18 protein-coding genes are annotated in these 21681 nt (G+C 66.1%); 9 read left to right on the forward strand and 9 right to left on the reverse strand.

Annotated features, from left to right (window positions below):
- The first annotated feature begins 175 nt into the window (after positions 1 to 175).
- From AC1DVA_RS19200 to AC1DVA_RS19210, 3 genes are all read left to right on the forward strand, one after another.
- Positions 176 to 1468 (forward strand): alpha/beta hydrolase, encoded by a 1293-nt coding sequence (locus AC1DVA_RS19200; RefSeq protein ID WP_476806933.1) that lies wholly within the window; start codon positions 176 to 178, stop codon positions 1466 to 1468.
- Between the two features lie 63 nt (positions 1469 to 1531).
- The gene (locus tag AC1DVA_RS19205) at positions 1532 to 2689 is read left to right on the forward strand and encodes an acyl-CoA dehydrogenase family protein (RefSeq protein WP_476806956.1); all 1158 of its coding nucleotides are present in this window, start codon (positions 1532 to 1534) and stop codon (positions 2687 to 2689) included.
- Positions 2689 to 3549: an HTD2 family dehydratase gene (locus tag AC1DVA_RS19210; RefSeq protein ID WP_476806934.1), complete on the forward strand. Its 861-nt coding sequence runs from the start codon at positions 2689 to 2691 to the stop codon at positions 3547 to 3549. Before AC1DVA_RS19205 ends, AC1DVA_RS19210 begins: the two co-directional genes overlap by 1 nt.
- A gap of 22 nt (positions 3550 to 3571) precedes the next feature.
- Here the strand turns inward: AC1DVA_RS19210 and pepT are convergent, their stop codons facing one another.
- The 9 genes from pepT to AC1DVA_RS19255 form a co-directional block, all read right to left on the reverse strand.
- Positions 3572 to 4816, reverse strand: a complete 1245-nt coding sequence (gene pepT, locus AC1DVA_RS19215) for a peptidase T (RefSeq protein ID WP_476806935.1) — start codon at positions 4814 to 4816, stop codon at positions 3572 to 3574.
- Positions 4817 to 4922: 106 nt separating this feature from the next.
- Positions 4923 to 5900 (reverse strand): peptide ABC transporter ATP-binding protein, encoded by a 978-nt coding sequence (locus tag AC1DVA_RS19220; RefSeq protein ID WP_265051845.1) that lies wholly within the window; start codon positions 5898 to 5900, stop codon positions 4923 to 4925.
- Positions 5897 to 6919, reverse strand: coding sequence for an ABC transporter ATP-binding protein (locus AC1DVA_RS19225; RefSeq protein WP_476806936.1), 1023 nt, complete (start codon positions 6917 to 6919; stop codon positions 5897 to 5899). The genes AC1DVA_RS19220 and AC1DVA_RS19225 overlap by 4 nt, the downstream gene beginning before the upstream one ends.
- 4 nt (positions 6920 to 6923) lie before the next feature.
- Complete coding sequence (locus AC1DVA_RS19230; protein WP_476806937.1) at positions 6924 to 7835, reverse strand: ABC transporter permease subunit; 912 nt, start codon at positions 7833 to 7835, stop codon at positions 6924 to 6926.
- 40 nt (positions 7836 to 7875) lie between these two features.
- Positions 7876 to 8886: an ABC transporter permease subunit gene (locus AC1DVA_RS19235; RefSeq protein ID WP_265051848.1), complete on the reverse strand. Its 1011-nt coding sequence runs from the start codon at positions 8884 to 8886 to the stop codon at positions 7876 to 7878.
- A gap of 286 nt (positions 8887 to 9172) precedes the next feature.
- Positions 9173 to 10789 (reverse strand): ABC transporter substrate-binding protein, encoded by a 1617-nt coding sequence (locus AC1DVA_RS19240; protein WP_476806938.1) that lies wholly within the window; start codon positions 10787 to 10789, stop codon positions 9173 to 9175.
- Positions 10790 to 10935: 146 nt separating this feature from the next.
- Complete coding sequence (locus AC1DVA_RS19245; RefSeq protein WP_476806939.1) at positions 10936 to 12528, reverse strand: ABC transporter substrate-binding protein; 1593 nt, start codon at positions 12526 to 12528, stop codon at positions 10936 to 10938.
- Positions 12529 to 12772: 244 nt separating this feature from the next.
- A complete protein-coding gene (locus tag AC1DVA_RS19250) occupies positions 12773 to 13438 on the reverse strand; it encodes a GntR family transcriptional regulator (RefSeq protein ID WP_265051851.1) in 666 nt (221 codons plus the stop codon).
- 52 nt (positions 13439 to 13490) lie between these two features.
- The gene (locus AC1DVA_RS19255) at positions 13491 to 14897 is read right to left on the reverse strand and encodes a flagellar biosynthesis protein FlgA (RefSeq protein ID WP_476806940.1); all 1407 of its coding nucleotides are present in this window, start codon (positions 14895 to 14897) and stop codon (positions 13491 to 13493) included.
- A gap of 166 nt (positions 14898 to 15063) precedes the next feature.
- Between AC1DVA_RS19255 and AC1DVA_RS19260 the strand changes: the two genes are divergently transcribed.
- The 6 genes from AC1DVA_RS19260 to pcaF all read left to right on the forward strand — a co-directional run bounded on the left by AC1DVA_RS19260 (position 15064) and on the right by pcaF (position 21645).
- Positions 15064 to 16098 carry a 4-hydroxythreonine-4-phosphate dehydrogenase PdxA gene (locus AC1DVA_RS19260; protein ID WP_476806941.1) on the forward strand — a complete coding sequence of 345 codons (1035 nt, stop codon included), beginning with the start codon at positions 15064 to 15066 and terminating at the stop codon, positions 16096 to 16098.
- Positions 16099 to 16169: 71 nt separating this feature from the next.
- Positions 16170 to 17165, forward strand: a complete 996-nt coding sequence (locus AC1DVA_RS19265) for a Bug family tripartite tricarboxylate transporter substrate binding protein (protein ID WP_265051854.1) — start codon at positions 16170 to 16172, stop codon at positions 17163 to 17165.
- A gap of 170 nt (positions 17166 to 17335) precedes the next feature.
- The gene (locus AC1DVA_RS19270; protein ID WP_265051855.1) at positions 17336 to 17824 is read left to right on the forward strand and encodes a tripartite tricarboxylate transporter TctB family protein; all 489 of its coding nucleotides are present in this window, start codon (positions 17336 to 17338) and stop codon (positions 17822 to 17824) included.
- Positions 17825 to 17843: 19 nt separating this feature from the next.
- On the forward strand, positions 17844 to 19355 hold the full coding sequence (locus AC1DVA_RS19275; RefSeq protein ID WP_476806942.1) for a tripartite tricarboxylate transporter permease: 1512 nt from the start codon (positions 17844 to 17846) through the stop codon (positions 19353 to 19355).
- A gap of 51 nt (positions 19356 to 19406) precedes the next feature.
- Entirely contained in the window at positions 19407 to 20324 is a 918-nt protein-coding gene (locus AC1DVA_RS19280; RefSeq protein WP_265051857.1) for a dihydrodipicolinate synthase family protein, read from the forward strand.
- A 112-nt stretch (positions 20325 to 20436) separates the two neighbouring features.
- Complete coding sequence (pcaF, locus tag AC1DVA_RS19285; RefSeq protein ID WP_265051858.1) at positions 20437 to 21645, forward strand: 3-oxoadipyl-CoA thiolase; 1209 nt, start codon at positions 20437 to 20439, stop codon at positions 21643 to 21645.
- The last annotated feature ends 36 nt before the right edge of the window (positions 21646 to 21681 follow it).

The raw sequence follows: 21681 nt of genomic DNA on the forward strand, positions 1-21681 counted from the left end.
CCACGCAGGCGCACCGAGTGGCGGACTGACTGTCCCGCCGGTAAGGAGGCGAGGGTGCCTTGACCGCCCGGCAGGAACGCTGCCTAGTCCTGACGGGCTGTCAAAGTTCGGTATCATTCCCGCAAGATCAGATGATCTCGGGATGCACTGCGTCGTGATCGGGGACGAGGTGAGAATGCGTGTTGCGTTTCTCCACAAGGCTAGGCTTCGGCTTTTCTGTGCCGGAGCGGCGGCCTTGGTGCTGACGGGCTGCGCGGGGGACGTGAAGGGCGTGCTCCTGCCTGTAAGCTCGTCTGCTTCCGACACCAGCAAGGTCACCATGCTGGTCGCGACGACGCGCGCGCCTGACGAGGATGCGGGCATCCTGTTCTCCGGCGAGCGCGGCAAGCCGGCCTTCGCCGAAATCACGGTGTCGCTGCCGCCGGCGGCGCGTCGCAAGGTCGGCGAGGTGCAGTGGCCGAGCCAGCTGCCCGGCAATCCGGAGACTGACTTCGTCACGCTTAGGGTCGATAAGCTCGACCGCGCACAGGCGGTGTCGCGCTTCCACAAGGCTGTGATGAAGGTGCCCAAGCGCAGGGTGATGGTCTTCATCCACGGCTTCAACAACCGCTTCGAGGACGCGGTCTACCGCTTCGCCCAGATCGTTCATGACTCGACCGCCGACGTCGTGCCGATCCTCTTCACCTGGCCCTCGCGCGGCTCTATCTTCGCCTATGGCTATGACCGCGAGAGCGGCAACTATTCGCGCACGGCGCTGGAGAGTCTTTTGCAGGATCTCGCGCGCGATCCGTCGGTCGGAGAGGTCTCGATCCTCGCCCATTCGATGGGGAACTGGGTGACGATGGAAGCGCTGCGCCAGATGGCGATTCGGAACGGGCGCATCCCACCGAAGATCGCCAACGTCATGCTCGCGGCGCCGGATGTCGATGTCGATGTTTTCCAAAGCCAGATCGGTGATATCCAGGGCAAGTTGCCGCGCTTCACGATGTTCGTCTCGCAGGATGATCGGGCGCTGGCCGTTTCGCGGCGCGTCTGGGGCAGCACGGTGCGGCTCGGCGCGATCGACCCGGACGTCGAGCCTTACCGGACCGAGCTCTCCAAGGCCGGTATCACGGTCGTAAACCTGACGAAGCTGCGCTCCGGCGACAGCCTGAACCACGGTAAATTCGCCGAAAGCCCGGAAGTGGTGCAGCTGATCGGCACCCGGCTGGTCGAGGGGCAGCCGATCACGGATTCACGCGTCGGTCTGGGCGAGCGCCTGATGCAGGTGACCGCCGGCACCGCGGCGGCTGTCGGCACGGCCGCAGGCCTCGCGATTTCGGCGCCGCTCGCCGTTGTCGACCCTCATACGCGCCGCAACTTCAACGATACGATCGAGGAGGTCGGGCGCACGGTCAGCGATGTCGGAGACGCGACGAGCAATGCCGTCGCCGCGCCGCTGGCAGGAGCGGGGCTGCCGAGCCGCTGAGAGGGGAGGACGCGTCCGAGGCCTTTGTCTATTGCTACGGTCCCGGACAATCTCGAGGCCGTCATGGACCATGCCCCCGACCATTCCGACATCCGCGACGCCGTTGCGAAGCTCTGCGCGGATTTTCCCGGGGAGTACTGGCGCAAGCTCGACCGCGAGATGGCCTATCCGGCCGCGTTCGTGGCCGCACTGACCGAAAGCGGCTTCCTCTCCGCCCTGATCCCGGAGGAATATGGTGGCGCCGGCCTGCCCCTCTCGGCCGCCGCGGTGATCATGGAGGAGATCCAGCGACAGGGCTGCAACGGCGCCGCCTGCCATGCCCAGATGTATGTGATGGGCACCGTGCTGCGACATGGCACGGCCGACCAGAAGCAGCGCTACCTGCCCAGGATCGCCTCGGGCGAGCTCAGGCTGCAGGCCTTCGGCGTGACCGAGCCGACCAGCGGCACCGACACCACTGCGCTCAGGACCACGGCTCGGCGCGAAGGGGATCATTACATCGTCAACGGCCAGAAGATCTGGACGAGCCGTGCGGCGCAGTCCGACCTGATGCTGCTGCTCGCCCGCACCACGCCGCGCGACCAGGTCGCCAAGCGCACCGACGGGTTGTCGGTCTTCATCCTCGACATGCGCGAGGCGTTGAAGGCCGGCCTCACCATCCGGCCGATCCGCACGATGATGAATCACGCCACCACTGAGGTCTTCTTCGACAATGTGAAGGTGCCGGCCGAGAACCTCGTCGGGGAGGAGGGCAAAGGTTTTCGCTACATCCTCTCCGGCATGAACGCGGAACGCATCCTGATCGCGGCCGAATGCGTCGGCGATGCGAAATGGTTCATCGAAAAGGCCTCGAATTACGCGAGGGAACGCCATGTCTTCGGCAGGCCCATCGGCCAGAACCAGGGCGTCCAGTTCCCGATCGCCAAGGCCTACGCCAACATGCGCGCCGCCGAACTGATGGTGCGCGAGGCAATCCGGCTCTACGAGGCCGGCGCCAATCCGGGCGCGGAGGCCAACATGGCCAAGATGCTGGCGGCCGACGCCTCCTTCGAGGCCGCCAATGCCTGCATCCAGACGCATGGCGGCTTTGGCTTCGCCGAGGAATACGACGTCGAGCGCAAATTCCGCGAGACGCGCCTCTATCAGGTCGCGCCGATATCCACGAACCTGATCCTGTCCTATCTCGCCGAGCATGTGCTGGGCATGCCGAGGTCGTACTRATGACTGCTCCCGACGCGCCCAACCTCGACATCGATTATCTGCGCGGCTGGATCGGCCGGGAGGATGTCGGCGTCGATATCGTCAGCGAGGACCTTGCGCGAAAATACCACGCGACCTTCGATTATCCGGGTGAGGCCCCGAAAACCGGCGAGATGGTTCCCAGGCTCATCCATTTCTGCCTGGCGCAACCGGCAGCCCCGACCAGCGGGCTCGGCCCCGATGGTCACCCCGCGCGCGGCGGCTTCCTGCCGCCCGTGCCTTTGCCGCGCCGGATGTGGGCCGGCGGTGCGTTCTCCTTCCATGGCGATCTCAAGGTTGGCGACACCGCAAAGCGTGTCTCCCGCATTGCCGATGTCGTGTTGAAGGAGGGACGCACCGGGGCGCTCTGCTTCGTCACGGTCGAGCATCGTATCGAGGCGAACGGTGCGCTCGTGCTCGAGGAGCGACAGGACATCGTCTATCGCGGCCTTGAGACCGGTACGGGTGCGGCGAAGACGCCTCCGCTGGCCGAGCAAGGCATGCACCAGCGCCCGATGAGGGCGGAGGCGCCGCTGCTGTTCCGCTATTCGGCGCTGACCTTCAACGGGCACCGCATCCATTACGACCGCCGCTATGTGACGGAGGTCGAGGGCTACCCCGGTCTCATCGTCCATGGTCCCATGCAGGCGGCCCTGCTTTGCAACTACGCCACGGAACTGCGCGGTGCCCCGCCGAAGCGCTTCAGTTTCCGCGGGCTGTCGCCGCTGTTCGACGACGACGCTTTCGCGCTGCACGCCGCCGAAGACGGTGACGGTTTGAGGCTCTGGACGGCCAAGCAGAACGGCACGTTGTGCATGACGGCGGAAGCTTACTGGTCGTGAGTTCGGCGCCGCCACCGATGAATCAGGGAGAGGAAGCGGTCGCTTTTTCCGCCGCCAGCCGGACGATCGTACGCGCCGTCTCATAGGACTTCACGAAGGCCGGGACAGGCAGGAACTCGAAGCGCGAGTGGAAATTGCAGCCGCCGGTGAAGAAATTCGGCGTCGGCAGACCGCGTGCCGAGAGGGCAGCGCCATCCGTGCCGCCGCGCATCGGGATCAGCTTCGGCTCGATCTTCAGCGTATCGAGCGCCGCGAAGAGCAGGTCGACCGAGCGGCGGTCCTCGCCCAGGCTGTCATGGATGTTGCCGTAGGTGTCGGTCACATCGGACGAGACCCGTCCCCTCGGATAGCGCTGCGCGATCAGTTTGGTGACCTCGCCGATGCGGCGCTTGCGCTGTTCGAACCGGGCCTTGTCGAATTCGCGGATCATCACCTTTAGCCTGGCTTCGCTCTGGCTGGCGGCGATCTCGGTGAACCAGAAATAGCCTTCGCGCCCTTCGGTATTCTCCGGCGTTTCCGCGCGGTCGAACTCGGCGATGAAATCCATCGCCATTAGCAACGGGTTGACCAGCACGCCTTTGGCCGACATCGGATGGGCGCTGACGCCGGTGAAGCTGATCTCGCCCTGTGCCGCGTTGAAATTCTCGATGACGACCTCGCCGAGTTCGCAGGCATCGATGGTGTAGGCGAAGTCGCAGGCGAAGCGAGAGAGATCGAGCGCCTTGGCACCGCGCAGGCCGATCTCTTCATCGGGCACGAAGGCGACGACGATGTCGCCATGGGCGTCCTCGGGCCTGAGCTCGGCGAGCAGCGTCATGATCGCCGCGACCGCGGCCTTGTTGTCGGCGCCGAGCACACTGGTGCCGTCGCCGACGATGACGTCTTCGCCGACCCAGGGCTTGATCTGTGGGTTCTCATCCACGCGCAGCCAGATGTCCCGCTCGCGGTCGAGGCAGAGATCCTGCCCTTCGTAGCGCAGGATCTGCGGGCGGATCACCGGGGAGAGCCCGACATCGACCGTGTCGAGATGGGCGATGAAGCCGATGCGCGGCGCGCTCGGACGGGTGCCGGGCTTGCGGGCGGTGACGGTGGCGTGGCCGTCGATGACGATGTCGGCGAGGCCGAGGGCTCGCAGCTCCTCGGCGAGGAGGGCGGCGAGGTTTTGCTGGCCGGGCGTGGAGGGCAGGCTGGTCGCCCGCGCGTCGCTCTGACTCTCGACCGCGACGTAGCGCAGGAAGCGCTCCGTCAATTCAGACGCAATGGACATCTCGACCTCGCTTCGCATCTCCTGCCCTGCCAGCTTGCGGGGGCAGGGCACAGCGAGAGCTATCGCGCCGGCGAGCGCTTCGGCAAGGCCCGCCGAAGCAACGCGGTCACGCCGCCTTGGCTAGGAAGTCCTCGGCGTAGTGACAGGCGACCTGCCGGCCGTCGATCTCGCGCTTCTCTGGGCGCTCCGCCCGGCAGCGATCGGTCACATAGGGGCAGCGGGTCGAGAACACGCAGCCCGTCGGCGGATTGAGYGGGGAGGGCAGTTCGCCGCGCAACACGATGCGCTCTCGCTTGGCCCCGCCGACACGCGGCGTCGAGGCCAGCAACGCCTGCGTATAGGGGTGCAGCGGCCGGGCGTAGATGCGCTCCTTCGGGCCGTGCTCGATGGCATTGCCGAGATACATCACCATGACGTCATGGGCGATGTGGCGGACGACGCTGAGGTCGTGCGAGATGAAGAGATAGGCGAGCTTCAGCTCGTCCTGCAGATCGGCCAGCAGGTTCAGAACCTGCGCCTGGATCGAGATGTCGAGCGCCGAGACCGGCTCGTCCGCCACCAGCAATTTTGGCGAGAGGATGAGAGCACGCGCGATCGCGATGCGCTGGCGCTGGCCGCCCGAGAACATGTGCGGATAGCGGGCATAGTGCTCCGGACGCAGGCCGACCTTGGCCATCATCGCGCGGGCTTTCTCGGTCCGCTCCGCCTTGGAGAGGTCGGTGTTGATCTTGAGCGGCTCCTCGAGGATCGTACCGATCTTCTTGCGCGGATTGAGCGAGCCGTAGGGGTTCTGGAAGACGAGCTGCACCGTGCGGCGCAGGCGCCTGCGCTCGCTCGCGGGCGGCGAGATGGCATCGAGCCCGTCGAGGGTCAGATGGCCCGAGGTCGGTGTCTCGATCAGCGTCGCCATCCGCGCCAGCGTCGACTTTCCGCAGCCGGACTCGCCGACGACGGCGAGGGTGCGCCCGGCCTCGACCGAGAAGGACACCTTGTTCACCGCCTGAAGCTGCGCCGGCGGGCGGAAGAACCCCTGCTTGACCGGATAGGTCTGGGTCAGCTCGCGGGCTTCGATGACGGTGCTCATCGCGTCGCCTCCGTCGTCAGGCCGGCCTCGTCGCGGGCGCGCTCGGCATCGCGATTGGGATCGCCGAGCGGATAATGGCAGCGCACGCGCCCGTCTGCCCAGTTCCTGAGCTCCGGCTGGACATTGCGCGAATGCTCGGTCGCATAGGCGCAGCGCGGGCTGAACAGGCAGCCTCTCGGCCGGTCGTTCAGGCCGGGCACCATGCCGGGGATGGTGGCGAGGCGGCTCGCATGCTCGCTGCGCTCCGGCAGGGCGGCGAGCAGCGCGGCGGAATAGGGGTGCTGTGGATCGGCGAACAGCGCGTCGACCTTGCGCTCCTCCATGATCTGCCCGGCATACATCACCATGATGCGCTGTGCCGTCTCGGCGACGACGCCCATATTGTGGGTGATGAGGACGAGCGCCATGCCGCGCTCGCGCTGCAGTGACATCAGCAGGTCGAGGATCTGCGCCTGGATGGTGACGTCCAGCGCGGTCGTCGGCTCGTCGGCGATCAGCAGGCGCGGATTGCAGGCGATCGCCATCGCGATCATCACGCGCTGGTTCATGCCGCCGGACATCTGATGCGGGAAGGCCTTCAGGCGGCTTTCCGGCGCGGGGATGCCGACCTGTTCGAGCAGCTCGATCGAGCGGCGCTTCGCGGCCTTGCCGTCCATGCCTTCATGTTTCTTCAGTGTCTCGGCGAGCTGAAAACCGATGGTGAAGCAGGGGTTCAGGCTGGTGCTCGGCTCCTGGAAGATCATCGCCACGTCCTTGCCGGTGAGCTGGCGGCGCTCGCGGGCGGACATGGTCAGGAGGTCGCGGCCGTCGAAGCGCAGCTTGTCGGCGCGGACGCGGCCGGGATAGCCGACGAGGCCCATCAGCGCGAGCATGGTGACTGATTTGCCGGAGCCGGATTCGCCGACGACGCCGAGCACCTCGCCCTCCTCGAGGGTGAGGTCGATGCGGTCGACGGCGCGCAGCGTTCCCTGGGAGGTGGGAAATTCGACGCTGAGGTTTTCGATTTCGAGAAGGGGCATGGGATCAGCGCTTCAGCTTGGGGTCGAGCGCATCGCGCAGGCCGTCACCCAGCAGGTTGAAGGCGAGCACGGTGATGAGGATGGCGAGGCCCGGGAACGTGACGACCCACCAGGCGCGCAGCACGAACTCGCGGGCATCGGCGAGCATCGTGCCCCATTCCGGGGTCGGCGGCTGGGCACCTAAGCCCAGGAAGCCGAGCGCGGCGGCGTCGAGGATCGCGGTGGAGACGCCGAGCGTCGCCTGCACGATGAGCGGCGCGGCGCAGTTCGGCAGGATCTCCGAGAACATCAGCCGGACCGTCTGCGCGCCGCTGACCTGGGCGGCGATGACATAATCCTTGCTGGCTTCGGTGATGACGGCGGCGCGGGTGATGCGCACGTAATGCGGCAGCACGACGATGGCGACGGCGAGCATGGCGTTCATCAGGCCGGGGCCGAGGATCGCGACGATGACGATCGCGAGCAGAAGGCTCGGCATCGTCATCAGGATGTCCATCAKCCGCATGATCGCGATATCGGCGAGGCCCTTGAAATAGCCCGCGATGAGGCCGAGGACGATGCCGACGATGATCGCTACGGCGACCACGAAGATGCCGATGACCAGCGAAAGCCGCGCGCCGTAGAGCAGGCGCGAGAGGATGTCGCGGCCGATCGCGTCGGTGCCGAGCGGGTAGGAGAGCGAGCCGCCTTCCTGCCAGAACGGTGGCTTCAGGAAGACCGCGTTGTTGGTCAGGTTCGGCTCATGCGGCGCGATCAGCGGCGCGAACAGCGCGCAGAACAGCACCACGACGATGACGACGAGCCCGGCCACCGCGCCGCGATTGGCGCTGAAATAGGTCCAGAATTCGCGCGCCGGATGGGGCGGGACACCGCTCGGTGCGGCGACGGCGGGGGCTTCGAGGGTCTCGGCGCTCATGGGCGAGGGCTCCGCTGGGAGCTGAAATGCGTAAGGCGGTTCATCGGGCGTGCCTGATGCGCGGGTTGATCAGGCCGTAGAGCAGATCGACGAAGAGGTTGACGCTCATGACGACGATGCCGAGCAGCAGCGTGCCGCCCTGCAGGACGGGGTAGTCGCGCCGGCTGATCGCCTCGATCAGCCATTTGCCGACGCCGGGCCAGGAGAAGATCGTCTCGGTCAGGATCGCGCCGGTGAAGAGCGTGCCGACCTGCAGGCCGATGACGGTGACGACCGGGATCAGCGCATTGCGCAGCGCGTGCAGCGCGACGACCCGGATCGGCGCCATGCCCTTGGCCCGTGCCGTGCGGATATAGTCCTCGCCGAGCACCTCCAGCATCGCCGAACGCGTCATGCGGGCGATGACGGCGAGCGGCACCGTGCCGAGCACGATCGCCGGCAAGACGAGATGCGACAGCGCCGACCAGAAGGCGTCGATGTCACCGGCCAGCAGGCTGTCGATGGTGAGGAAGCCGGTGACCGGCTCGATGAAGTATTGCACGGCGATGCGGCCCGAAACCGGGGTTATGCCGAGCTGAACCGAGAACAGCAGGATCAGCAGCAGCCCCCACCAGAAGATCGGCATCGAATAGCCGGTGAGCGAGATGCCCATCACGCCATGGTCGAAGATCGAGTTCCGCTTCACTGCCGCGATGATGCCGGCCGGCAGGCCGATGAGGAGTGCGAGAATGATGGCGCAGAGTGCGAGCTCGATGGTGGCGGGGAAGAGCTGGCCGAACTCGGTCAGCACGTTCTCGCGCGTCACGATCGACTTGCCGAGATCTCCCTGCACGACGCGCTCGATATAGCGGCCGTACTGAACGAAAAGCGGCCGGTCGAGACCGTACTCGGTGAGGAGCTGTGCATGGCGGGCAGCATCGATGCCGCGCTCGCCGGCCATGGTCTCGATCGGGTCGCCCGGCACGAGCCGCACCAGGAAGAAGGCGAGAAGCGTGATCCCGATGAAGGTCGGGATGACCAGGCTCAGCCGTGTGAAGATGAAGCGCAGCATGGTTCTGCCATTCTTGTCGGCCGGAGCGTGGCGTTCCACGCGGCGGCCTGTTTTGTCGTTTTATTCAAGTTCGAATTCCGGCGCAGCGCAAACACCAGAATCCCGGAAAGATCAAGAACGCCGTGACGAAAACCGTGGATCGCGATGGTGCTGCGCGGGTGGAACTCGGATGCCCGACGAAAGACTTGCAAAACCTCGGGGGCACCAACGAAACAATGCGAATAAAGCCGGCGCCGACGAAGCAATGAATGCTCCATCGGCGCCGATGACTATCGGGGGCGAGCCGTCACTTGGTGATCGACACGCCGTAGAAGGGCTGGCCGCCGAAGAAGTGGATCTTGTAGTCCTTCACTTCCTTGCGCACCGGCGTGAAGGCCTGCGCATTGGCGAAGAGCAGGCCCGCGACATCCTCGTGGAAGAGTTCCTGAAAGCGCTTGTAGAGCTTCGTGCGCTCGCCCTGGTCGGTGATCGTGTTGGCCTTTGCCAGCGCGTCGGAAGCTTCCTGGTTGCACCAGCGCGCCCGGTTGGCACCGGTCTTCACGCCTTCGCAGGTCCAGCCCGAAAGCAGGATCTGGCTCGGATCGGGATAGTCCCAGGTGTAGCCGAACATCCCGACCTCGTGCTCGCCGGCGCGGCCGCGCTTGAGGTACTCGCCCCATTCGAAGGTCTGGATCGTCGCCTTGACGCCGATCTTGGCCCAGTCGGCCTGGATCAGCTCGGCAGCGCGCCGGCCGTTCGGCATATAGGCGCGCACGACGGGGATCGCCCAGAGCGTCGTCTCGAAGCCGTCCGCGAGGCCGGCCTCCTTCAGCAGCGCCTTGGCCTTCTCGGGATCATAGGCGCGCGGTTTCAGCTCGTCATTGTGCGACCACAGCGAAGGCGGCACGGCCGCCGCCGTGGGCTTGCCCGTGCCCTGATAGACCGCGTCGATGATCGCCGGGATGTTGGTGGCATAGGCCAGCGCCTCGCGCACGCGCTTGTCGCCGAAGGGCTTCTTCTGCTGGTTGAAGGCGAGGAAGCTCTGATCGGCGATGCTGCCCTGCAGCAGGTTGATGCCGGCTTCCGTCTTCATCGCCGGCAGGTCGCCGGGATTGGGGTAGCGCGCGATCTGGCACTCGCCGGAGCGGACCTTGGCGAAGCGCACGGCGGCATCGGGCGTGATCACGAAGATCAGGTCGTTGACCAGCGCCATGCGGTCGCGGTTGCCGACAGCCTTGGTCCAATGGTCCGGCACCGCCTTGAAGCGGATGACGGCATCCTTCTGATAGGCGAGCAGCGAGAACGGGCCGGTGCCGATCGGCGCGAAATCGACCTGCTCGGGCGTGCCGGCCTTCAGCATCGCGGCTGCATATTCGGCCGAGAGGATCGACATCGGCTCGACCGAGAGCGCCGAAAGCAGCGGCGAGTTCGGCTTGTTCAGCGTCAGCTTCACCGTGTAGTCGTCGACCTTCTCGACCGACTTCAGGCTCGGCTTCACGATCTCGCTGAAGAACTGGTAATTGCCGCTGCCGACCTTGTTGTAGGGGTTATTGGCGTCGAACATCCGCTCGAACGAGAAGACCACGTCGTCGGCGTTGAATTCGCGCGTCGGCGTGAAGGTCTTGCTGGCGTGCCACTTCACGCCCTTGCGCAGCTTGAAGGTGTAGGTCAGCGCATCGTCCGAGATCGTCCAGGACTCGGCGAGGCTCGGGATGATCTGCGAGCCGCCGCGCTCGGTCGCCGTCAGCCGCTCGTAGATCTGCGCCGCCACGTCATAGGCGGTGTTCTGGCTGCTGAATTGCGGATTCAGGAAATCGGGACTGGCTTCGGAGCAGACGACGAGCGCCTGGGCGCCAGCGGCGGCGGGCAGGAAAAGGGCACTCAGCCCCAGCGTCAGAGCGAAGGAGCGGGCACGAACCGACATGGCGTTTCTCTCGGATAGGCGGGGAGACGGATCGGGCGCGGGGCGTCGTGCCCCATCGTCTCCACCTCCCGAAACGCGGCCCCGAGGGGCCGCGTCGTTTGGCATGCATCGGCCGCGCCAGAACGGGGCGCGACCGGCGCTTCGGCTCAGTTGCCGATGTCGACGCCGTAGAAGACGTGGCGGCTGAACGGCGAGAGCTTGAAGTCCTTCACTTCCTTGCGGACGGGCTTCAACTGCACCGCATGCGCGATGGTGAACCAGGGCGACTGCTCCTTGAAGATCACCTGAGCCTGCTGGTAGAGCTTCTCGCGCTCGGCCTGGTCGGTGACCGTCTTCGCCTTCGTCACCAGATCCTCGAAGGGCTTGTAGCAGAACTTGGCGACGTTCGAGCCGTTGGTCTTGGCCGAGTCGCAGCCGAGCAGCGTGTGCAGGAAGTTGTCCGGATCGCCGTTGTCGCCGGTCCAGCCGAGCATGCCCGTCTGGTGCTCGCCCGCCTGCATGCGCTTGCGGTACTCGCCCCACTCGAACGACTTGATCTCGGCCTTGACGCCGACCTTGGCGAGGTCCGCCTGCATCAGCTCGGCGATGCGCTTGGCGTTCGGGTTGTAGGGACGCTGCACCGGCATCGCCCACAGGTCGATCTCGAGCCCATTCGGGTAGCCGGCCTCGGCCAGCTCCTTCTTGGCCGCCTCCGGATCGAAGGGATCGTCCTTGATCGTCTCGTTATAGGACCACATCGACGGCGGGATCGGGTTGGTCGCCGCGATGCCGCTGGAGAGGTAGACCGCGTCGATGATCGCCTTCTTGTTGATCGCCTTGTTGACGGCGCGGCGCACCTTGACGTCGTCGAAGGGCTTCTTGGTGGTGTTGTAGGCGAGATAGCCGATGTTCAGGCCCGGCTGCTCCAGGATCTGGACATTGGCGTCCTTCTTGATCGCGTCGAGGTCGGCCGGGTTCGGATAGGGCATGACATGGCATTCGCCCTTCTGGAGCTTGGCCCAGCGCACCGAGGCATCCGGCGTGATCGCGAAGATGAGGTCGTCGATCTTCGCCTTGCCGGCCCAGTATTCCGGGAAGGCCTTGTAGCGGATGATCGCGTCCTTCTGGTACTGCACCAGATAGAACGGGCCGGTGCCGACCGGGTCCTGGTCGAGCTTCTCGGGCGTGCCCGCCTTCAGCATCGCATCGGCGTATTCCTTCGACTGCACGCTGGCGTATTGCATGGCGAGGTCGGAGAGGAATGGCGCCTCCGGCTGGTTCAGCGTGATCTTCACGGTGTAGTCATCAACCTTCTCCACCGACTTCAGCAACTTGGGCATGCCCATGTCGTTGAAATAGGAGTGGTTCGAGCTAGTCACCTTGAAGAACGGGTGATCCTCCTTCCACTGCCGCTCGATCATGAACATCACGTCGTCGGCATTGAAGTCGCGTGTCGGCTTGAAGGCGCGGTTGGAGTGCCACTTCACGCCTTTGCGCAGGTGGAAGGTGTAGGTCAGGCCATCGGCCGAGATGTCCCACTTCTCCGCGAGGCCGGGCTGCACCTTGGTGCCGCCGCGCTCGAACTGGACGACGGTGTCGTAGATCTGGGTGTTCGCGTCGAAGGAGGTGCCGGTCGTGTTGACGCTCGGCGCGAAGTTCTCGGGGCTGCCCTCGGAGCAATAGACCAGCGTTTTCGCCATCAGGGGCTGCGCCGCCATCAGCGCGGAGGCCGACAGCGTCGCCAACAAGATCTTTTTCATGGATGTCTCCTTGAACGCCTCTCCGCCGCCTGCGGCGGAAGATGGCCCCGTTGCATCGGAAGCTTCATCGGCGGAATTCCCCGAGCCGCCTTGTCAACAGCTTATTGAAAGTCGAAGGAGGCGAATAGTCGTTTCCGCAGGCGTTCTGCGACCCGAGAATGGGAGGGTAAACGATTGCGCTGCGCGGTTTCCGTCGCCTCGCAAGGTCGCCTGCTCGGGCCGGAATGAGCGTCCGGCTTGGCTATCAAAGCACCTCGCGGACGCGCAGAAGCGTGGTGTCCATGTGCCGGCCGATCGCTTCCGACAGGGCGTCGGCGTCGCGCTTGAGCAGCGCCGCGATCATCTCCTCGTGCTCGGCTACTGCGCCCGCCCATTTCTCCGGCCCCTCATTGCCGACGAAGCGCAGCCGCTTGATGCGCGACTGCAGGGTGGTGTGCATCTCGGCGAGAACCGGATTGCCGGAAGCGGCGACGATGGCGCTGTGGATCGCCTGGTTCAGCTTGAAATAGTCGAGCCGGTCGCGCGTCGCGTAAAGCGCCAGCATGTCCCGGTGCAGCTTGTGGATCGCCTCGATGGTCGCGTCGCTGGCCTGCGCGCAGGCGATCCGTCCGCCGAGCTGTTCCAGGCTCTTGATGACGTCGAGGATGTCGGCGAGATCGCGTGCCGAGAACTTGCGCACGACCGCGCCCTTGGCGGGCAGGATCTCGACCAGGCCTTCGCTGGCGAGCGTCTTGATCGCCTCGCGCAGTGGCGTCCGCGACACGCCGAGCTGCGCACCCACCAGCCCCTCGTTGATGCGCTGGCCGGGGATGAGCTGGCCCTCGATGATCATGTCGCGCACCCGCTCCAGAACCTCGTCATGGAGGGTCCGTCGCGTGATCCGGGGATAATCGGTGGCCGTCTCGCTCATCGCTGTTCCATCGTTTCCGGCGCGTCCGTTACGGCATGCGGCGTCTGTGCTGTCAAACGACGGCGGCCGCCTCGGTGGCAAACAGCGCGTCCTGCCGGTGGCGCATCGCCAGCAGCCCGGAATCGCCGGGTATCTCGACATCGCCGAGGCGGATCGCGTCGCCGGCCCTGACGTTTCGGACGAGGGTCCGGTTGGCGACGAGGTAGAACGGGGCAGGGCGTTCGGCAGCGAGCGGCGCGGCCGGCCTGATCTCGGCCCCGACGCCATCGATGCTGTGATGGTGCCCGCCCATTACGAGCGCGGTGCCGGCGGCGAGGTCGCGTTGCGCCACGGCGACGAGGTCCTCTCGTGGCCGATAGTCCTCGCCATAGCCGGAGCGGCCGAGGCCGGCGGCATCGAGGATGGAAGTGGCGACTTCCACACCCAGAAGGTGGCGCGGCAGGTAGAGCGCCGCCGCCCGGCCGCTCCGGCTGACGACATGGCCCTTTCCGGCCAGCATTTCCCAGGTCTCGGCGTTGTCGCAGCGCACGACGATGAAGACGCCGCCGGCGAAGCTCGCCTCCTCGGGCAGGCGCAGATGATGGAACACGTCGATGCGGCGTGTGCCGGTCAGGAGCCCGCCTTCGCCGCGTTCCGCGAAGAGGTCGGCGATCTCCGGAATGCGGGCCGGCGGTGCGTGGAAGCCGGCCGCGTCGGCCGAGAAGCCGAGCGCATTGGCGACGAGCGTCATCTCGCAGAGATCGGGCACGGCCCGCAGCGGAAAGGCCTCGCCCAGGATGCGCGCGCGCTCGGCCGCATTGGCGACGATCGAGCGAGAACCGGGCAGCCAATGCTCGCGCAGCGCCGGCAGGGCATGGGTCACGCCATTGCAGGTGACGTTGCCCGTGGCGGCGTCCAGCACGAAATCATATTCGCTCGACTTGCCGGCAGCGATGATCTCCAGGCCGAGCACCTCGGCCCAGCTCGCCAGCGCGATCAGCAGGCTCGGCTGGTCGCCGTCGACCGGCGTCACTACGACGCCCTTCTGTTGGGCGAGGCGCGCCAACCCCGGTCCGACGACGCTGTCGGCCTCCTTCGAGACCAGCGCGACATGGCGGCCGGCCTCGATCGCGGCGAGGCTGTATTGGGTCGCTCCTTCCGGGCTGCCTGTCGCTTCGACAAGCAGCTGGAACGGCAGTTCGAGGACGATGTCGAGGCTGGCGGCGGCGACGCATTTGCCGCCGTCCCAGGCCGCGCGCGCCTGGGCTGCGGTCTCGCACAGGGCGATCTCCGATGGCGCAAAGCCGGCGGCGGCAAAGGCGCGCCCGGCGGCTTCAGCCGTCATGTCCACCGCGATGCGCGCATTGACCAGCCGCGTCCGCCGCGATTGCGCGAGATAACTGCGGCCGAAGCTGCCGCTGCCGACGAGGCAGGTTTCGACCGGCTCGGTGACCCCCGCGTAATGCGCGTGAAAATTCATCAGGCTTCTCTCCCCGCGCGGCCGATGACGGCGTGGCTCGTTCGGGCCCGCGCTTTCGGAAATGACTACAGCAATCTCGTTATGCTGCATACAGCATACTTGAGACGATGAGGTGCTTGTGGTAGCGAAGAGGGCAACAGGGATGAAAAGGCAGCGGAGTGCGGCCATGAATGAGCGGACGAATGACGCCTTGCCGGTGATCGCCGCAGCGATGGGTGATCCCTCCGGCATCAGCCCGGAACTGATGGCGCGCATCCTGGCGGAGCCCGATCTCCGGTCCGCGGCGCGCTATGTCGTGTTCGGCGACAAGCGTTTGCTCGATCTCGGCATCGAGGACAGCGGCGTCGATCCGCAGGTGCAGGTCGTGAAGGACGGCGAGGCGCTGCCGCTCGGCGACAGGCCCGTCTTCATCGACCTCGGCAACCATGATCCGGCCGATCTCCAGCGTGGCAAGGCGACGCTCGCGGGCGGCAAGGCCGCGACAGAGAATTTCCGCCGCGCGCTCCAGTTCGCCGCCTCCGGCAAGGCCGATGCGGTCTTCTTCACGCCCTTCAACAAGGCGGCGATGCGCTTCGCCTATCCCGGCTACGACGACGAGATCCGCTTCGTGCGCGATGCCATCGGCTTCGAGGGCCCCGCGAGCGAATTCAATGTCCTCGACAAGCTCTGGAACGCTCGCGTCACCTCCCACATCCCGCTGTCCGAGGTTGCCAGCAACATCACGCAGGAGCGCATCCTGCGCGCGCTGACGCTGGCTGACGCCAATCTGCGCGCTGCCGGCTTTAACCCGCCGCGCATCGCTGTCGCGGGCATCAACCCGCATGCCGGCGACGGCGGCAATTTCGGGCGTGACGAGATCGAGACGATCGAGCCGGCGGTGAAGGCCGCCAAGGCCAAGGGCTTCACTGTGGAGGGGCCGTTCCCCTCCGACACCGTCTTCCTGAGGGCAAAGAACGGCGATTTCGACGCCGTCCTGACGATGTATCACGACCAGGGCCAGATCGCGATGAAGCTGATCGGCTTCGACCGTGGCGTCACGCTGATCGGCGGCTTCCCCTTCCCGATCTGCACGCCCGCCCATGGCACGGCCTATGAGATCGCCGGCAAGGGCATCGCCAATCTCGGCGCCACTCGCGCCGCGCTGTCGCTGGCCATCAAGATGGCGCAGGACGGGAAGACGAAGGCCCGCGCCGCCGCCTGATCCGGTTTCGTTTTCAACAAGGCCGCCGGCAAGAGTGGCCCTTCAAATTCAAAACCCTAGGGAGAGACCTCATGAAGACCATTGCCATGACTGTCGCGCTCGCCGGCGCGTTCGCGCTGGGCGGCGTCGGTGCGGCGCAGGCCTGGGAACCGACCAAGCCGATCGAGTTCGTCGTGACCTCGGGTGCCGGCGGCGGCACCGATAATTTCGCCCGCGTCATCCAGTCGATCATCACCAAGCACAAATTCACCGAGCAGCCGATCGTGGTGGTGAACAAGGGCGGCGGCTCCGGCGCGGAAGGCTATGTCTACGGCAAGGGCGCCAAGGGCGATCCGAACCGCGTCATCTTCGGCACCAACAACGCCTATCTGCTGCCTTACGTTGCCAAGCTCGGCTACAAATACACGGACCTGACGCCGGTCGCCGCGCTGGCGCTCGACGAGTTCCTGCTCTGGGTGAAGGGTGATGCTCCCTACGCCGACGCGAAGGCCTATATCGAGGCGGTCAAGGCCAAGCCCATGGGCTTCAAGATGGGCGGCAGCCAGTCCAAGGACACCGACCAGACGCTGACCTCGATGATCCAGGACGCTTCCGGCGTGAAATGGATCTACGTCCCGTTCCAGGGCGGCAGCGCCGCTGCCGTGCAGCTCGCCGGCGGCCATATCGACTCCAACGTCAACAATCCCAACGAGAATATCGGCCAGTGGAAGGCCGGCCAGGTGAAGCCGCTCTGCGTCTTTTCGCCAGCCCGCCTCGCCAAGAGCGATCCGGTCTTCGAGGGCAAGGGCTGGGGCGACATCCCGACCTGCAAGGAAGCGGGCCTGCCGCTCGAGACCTTCCAGATGCCGCGCACCGTCTGGCTGCCCGCCGAGGTTCCGGCCGACGCCGTGACCTACTATGCCGGCCTCATGGAGAAGGTCTCCAAGACGCCGGAATGGCAGGAGTTCGTGCAGCGCACCGCCCAGACCGGCAAGTTCATGAAGGGCAAGGAACTGACCGACTTCGTCGCCAAGGACGAGGCCGCGAACAAGAAGGTCTTCGAGAACGAAGGCTGGGTCGCGAAGTAAGGGCCTACTCGACAAGACGCAGCGACCTGGACGTCATCCCGGGCGGCGCTTGGCCGACCCGGGATCCATCGAAGGCCGCTACGCCCCATGATGGATCCCGGATCTCCGCTTCGCTGCGTTCGGAATGACGAGGCGCTTTTCGGCGGCCCCCGCAAGGAGGAACCCACCCCATGATCACCCGCTTCTGGGCCGAAATCGGGACCGCGATCCTGACGCTCGTCTTCGGGCTCGTCATCGTGAAGGGCTCGCTGGAGTTCGGCATCGGCTGGGATACGTCGGGCCCGCAGCCCGGTGCATTTCCTTTCTATGCCGGGGCGCTGATCGCGCTGGCGAGCCTGGGCACGCTGGCGATGACGGTGGGTCAGCGCGTGGCCGGCAAGGCTGCGCTGGCCGAGGCGTTCCTCGATGCCGAGCGCGGCAAGCGGGTGCTGTCCTTCCTGCTGCCGCTCGTCGGCTTCGTGGTGCTGAGCGCCACGCTCGGCATGTATGTCGCGACGATCCTCTATCTCGTCTTCGCGATGCGTTTCCAGGGTGGCTATGGCTGGCTGCCGAGCCTTGCGACCGCCTTCGTGACGGCGGCGTTCTTCTATTTCGCCCTAGAGAAATTCTTTCAGATCGGCCTGCTCAAGGGCCCGATCGAGCCGCTCATCGGCCTCTAGAGGCGGCAGGGAAACGCGYATGGACAACGTCGCCAACCTGATGCACGGCTTCTCGGTCGCGCTCACCACGCACCATATCCTGCTGATGATCGCTGGCGTGCTGCTCGGCGTGCTCGTCGGCGTGCTGCCGGGGCTCGGCGCCCCCAACGGCGTTTCGCTGCTCCTGCCGCTGACCTTCTCGATGGACCCGGTCTCGGCGATCATCCTGCTGACCTCGCTCTACTGGGGCGCGCTCTTCGGCGGCTCCACCACCTCGATCCTGTTCAACATCCCTGGCGAGCCTTCATCCGTCGCGACGACCTTCGACGGCCACCCGATGGCCAAGCAGGGCAAGGCGACGGAAGCGCTTTCCTTCGCTTTCCTCTCCGCCGGCTTCGGCGCCATGGCCGGCGTGATCCTGATCACGCTGTTGTCCGGCTGGGTCGCGAAATTCGCGCTGCGCTTCTCCTCGCCCGAGTACTTCGCCGTCTATTTCATGACCTTCGCGAGCTTCATCGGGCTCGGCGGCGCCTCGCCCTTCAAGACGGTCGTCTCGATGGCGATCGGCTTCGCGCTTGCGACGATCGGCATGGACTCGGTCTCGGGCAATGTCCGGCTGACGTTCGAGTTCGATGTGCTGCTGGCCGGCGTCAGCTTCCTGATCGCGGTCATCGGCCTGTTCGGCATCGGCGAATTGCTGCTGACGATGGAGGAGGGGCTGCGCTTCGAGGGCGTCGCCGCCAAGGTCCGTATCAGTGACGTGCTGCGCACGGCGGCCAAGCTGCCGCGCTATTGGCTCGCTCTGCTGCGCTCCTCGTTGATCGGCATCTGGATGGGCATCACGCCGGGCGGGCCGACCGCGGCGTCCTTCATGAGCTACGCCATGGCTAAGCGCTCGTCGCGCAACCCCGCCAAGTTCGGCAAGGGCGAGCCCGAGGGCGTGATCGCGCCCGAGACCGCCGACCATGCCGCGGGCTCCGCCGCCATGCTCCCGATGCTGGCGCTCGGCATCCCCGGCTCGGCGACGGCGGCGGTGATGATGGGCGGCCTGATGATCTGGGGCCTCAACCCCGGCCCGACGCTCTTCGCCGACCGCCCCGATTTCGTCTGGGGCCTGATCGCCTCGATGTATCTCGGCAATGTCGTCGCGGTGGTGATCGTGCTGGCGACGGTGCCGCTCTTCGCCTCGATCCTGCGCATCCCCTTCTCGATCATCGGGCCGATCATCGTGGTGATCTGCTTCATCGGCGCCTTCACCGCCGCGAGCAAGGAGTTCGATATCTGGCTCGCGCTGGTCTTCGGCCTCGTCGGCTATCTCTTCAAGAAGCTCGATTACCCGATCGCGCCGCTCGTGCTCGCCATGGTCATCGGCGACAAGGCCGAGGACGCCTTCCGCCAGTCGATGATCTTCAGCCAGGGCTCGCTCTCGATCTTCTGGTCGAACGCCCTGGTGGCGACCTTGATGACGATCGGCCTCGCTTTGCTGGTGCTGCCGGTCATCGGCAGCATCGCCCGTCGCTTGCGTGGCACCAAGGCCGCCAGCACGGTCTGACAACCGTATCGCCGTTCGCTTTCCGCCCCGTCCGCCATACGAGATGACGCCATGACCGAACCCTACAAGGGCATCCTGCCGATCGCGCCGACCATCTTCCACGACAATGGCGACCTCGACATCGAGGGCAACAGGCGCGTCATGGACCTGATGGTCGACCAGGGCGTCGACGGCATCTGCATCCTCGCGAACTTCTCGGAGCAGTTCCTGCTGACCGACGAGGAGCGCGATCAGGTGATGCGGCTCTCGCTGGAGCAGATCGATGGCCGCGTGCCGGTGATCGTGACCACCTCGCATTTCTCGACGCGCATCGCCGCCGCCCGCGCCAAGGCCGCCGCGGATGCCGGCGCCAAGATGCTGATGATGATGCCGCCTTATCACGGCGCGCTGCTCAAGGCCGACGAGCAGGGCATGATCGAGCATTTCAAGGCGGTGGCGGATGCCTGCGGTATCCCGATCATCCTGCAGGACGCGCCGCTCTCGGGCGTGACCATGACCGTGCCCTTCATGATCCGGCTGGCCAAGGAAGTGCCGCTCGTCCGCTACTTCAAGATCGAGGTGCCCGGCACGGCGAACAAGCTGCGCGCGCTGATCGAGGCGGGCGGCGACGCCGTCGTCGGCCCCTTCGACGGCGAGGAGGCGATCACGCTGATGGCCGATCTCGATGCCGGCGCCACCGGCACCATGACGTCGGCGATGATCCCCGACCTGATCAAGCCGATCCTCGCCGCGCATGCTGCCGGTGACCGCAAGCAGGCGGCGGCGCTCTATGCCCGCGTCCTGCCGATCATCAACTACGAGAACCGCCAATGCGGCCTGCGCTCGGCCAAGGCGGTGATGAAGGAGGGCGGGGTCATCAAGTCCGAGGCCGTGCGCCACCCGCTGACGCCCCTGCATCCGAAGACGCGCGAGGGGCTGATCGAGCTCGCCCGCGAGCTCGATCCGCTGGCGCTGCGCTGGGGCAAGTAGGTCCGACGCCGCGAGCCCGTGCCACGTCGTCTTTACAAAGCCGGGAGGGGCAGCGAGAACCTCACCTGACGAGCCGGGCCTCAAGGGCGGCTACAGAGGGAAGATCCCGACGATGAGCGAAGCTTTCATCTGCGGCTATGTCCGCACGCCGATCGGCCGCTTCGGTGGCTCCCTGTCCTCGGTCCGCGCTGACGATCTCGGGGCAGTGCCGCTGAAGGCTCTGCTCGAGCGTCATGCGGGCGTCGATTTCGCTGCCGTGGACGATGTGATCTTCGGCTGCGCCAATCAGGCGGGAGAGGACAACCGCAACGTCGCGCGCATGTCGCTCCTGCTCGCCGGCCTGCCCAAGGAGGTGCCGGGCACCACGATCAATAGGCTCTGCGGTTCCGGCATGGATGCCGTCATCGCCGCCGCCCGGGCGATCAAGGCCGGCGAGGCCGAGTTGATGATCGCCGGCGGCGTCGAGAGCATGTCGCGCGCGCCCTTCGTGCTGCCGAAGGCCGAAAGCGCCTTCTCGCGCCACGCCGAAATCCACGACACCACCATCGGCTGGCGCTTCGTCAACCCGCTGATGAAGCAGCAATACGGCGTCGATTCCATGCCGGAGACCGGCGAGAACGTAGCCGCCGATTGCAAGGTCAGCCGCGCCGATCAGGATGCCTTCGCTGTGCGCTCGCAGCAGAAGGCAGTCGCTGCCCAGCAGAATGGCCGATTGGCCAGGGAGATCGTGCCGGTCCTGATCCCGCAGCGGAAGGGCGATGCGATCCGTGTCGAGATCGACGAGCACCCGCGCGGCGACACCACGCTGGAGAAGCTCGCCAAGCTGGGGACCCCGTTCCGCAAGGAGGGCGGCACCGTCACGGCCGGCAATGCCTCGGGCGTCAACGACGGCGCCGCCGCGCTGATCGTCGCCTCGGAGAAGGCTGTGGCGAAATATGGCCTGACCCCGCTGGCGCGCGTGCTCGGTGGTGCTGCAGGCGGCGTCGCGCCGCGCGTGATGGGCCTCGGGCCGATCCCGGCCACTCGCAAGCTCTGCGAGCGCCTTGGCCTCAAGCCGACCGATTTCGACGTAGTCGAGCTGAACGAGGCTTTCGCGAGCCAGGGCATCGCGGTGCTTCGCGAGCTCGGCATCGCCGAGGACGGCGCGTATGTGAACCCGAACGGTGGGGCGATCGCACTCGGCCACCCGCTCGGCATGTCCGGTGCCCGCATTGCCGGCACGGCGGCGCTCGAACTGTCGCTGACCGGCAAGCGTCTTGCCCTCGCGACCATGTGCATCGGCGTCGGCCAGGGCATCGCCATCGCACTGGAACGAGTCTGACAGCTCGGCTGGCGGCGCTAAGCCCGGCTCCACGCC

The sequence above is a fragment of the Allobosea sp. P4_C6 genome (assembly GCF_056402015.1).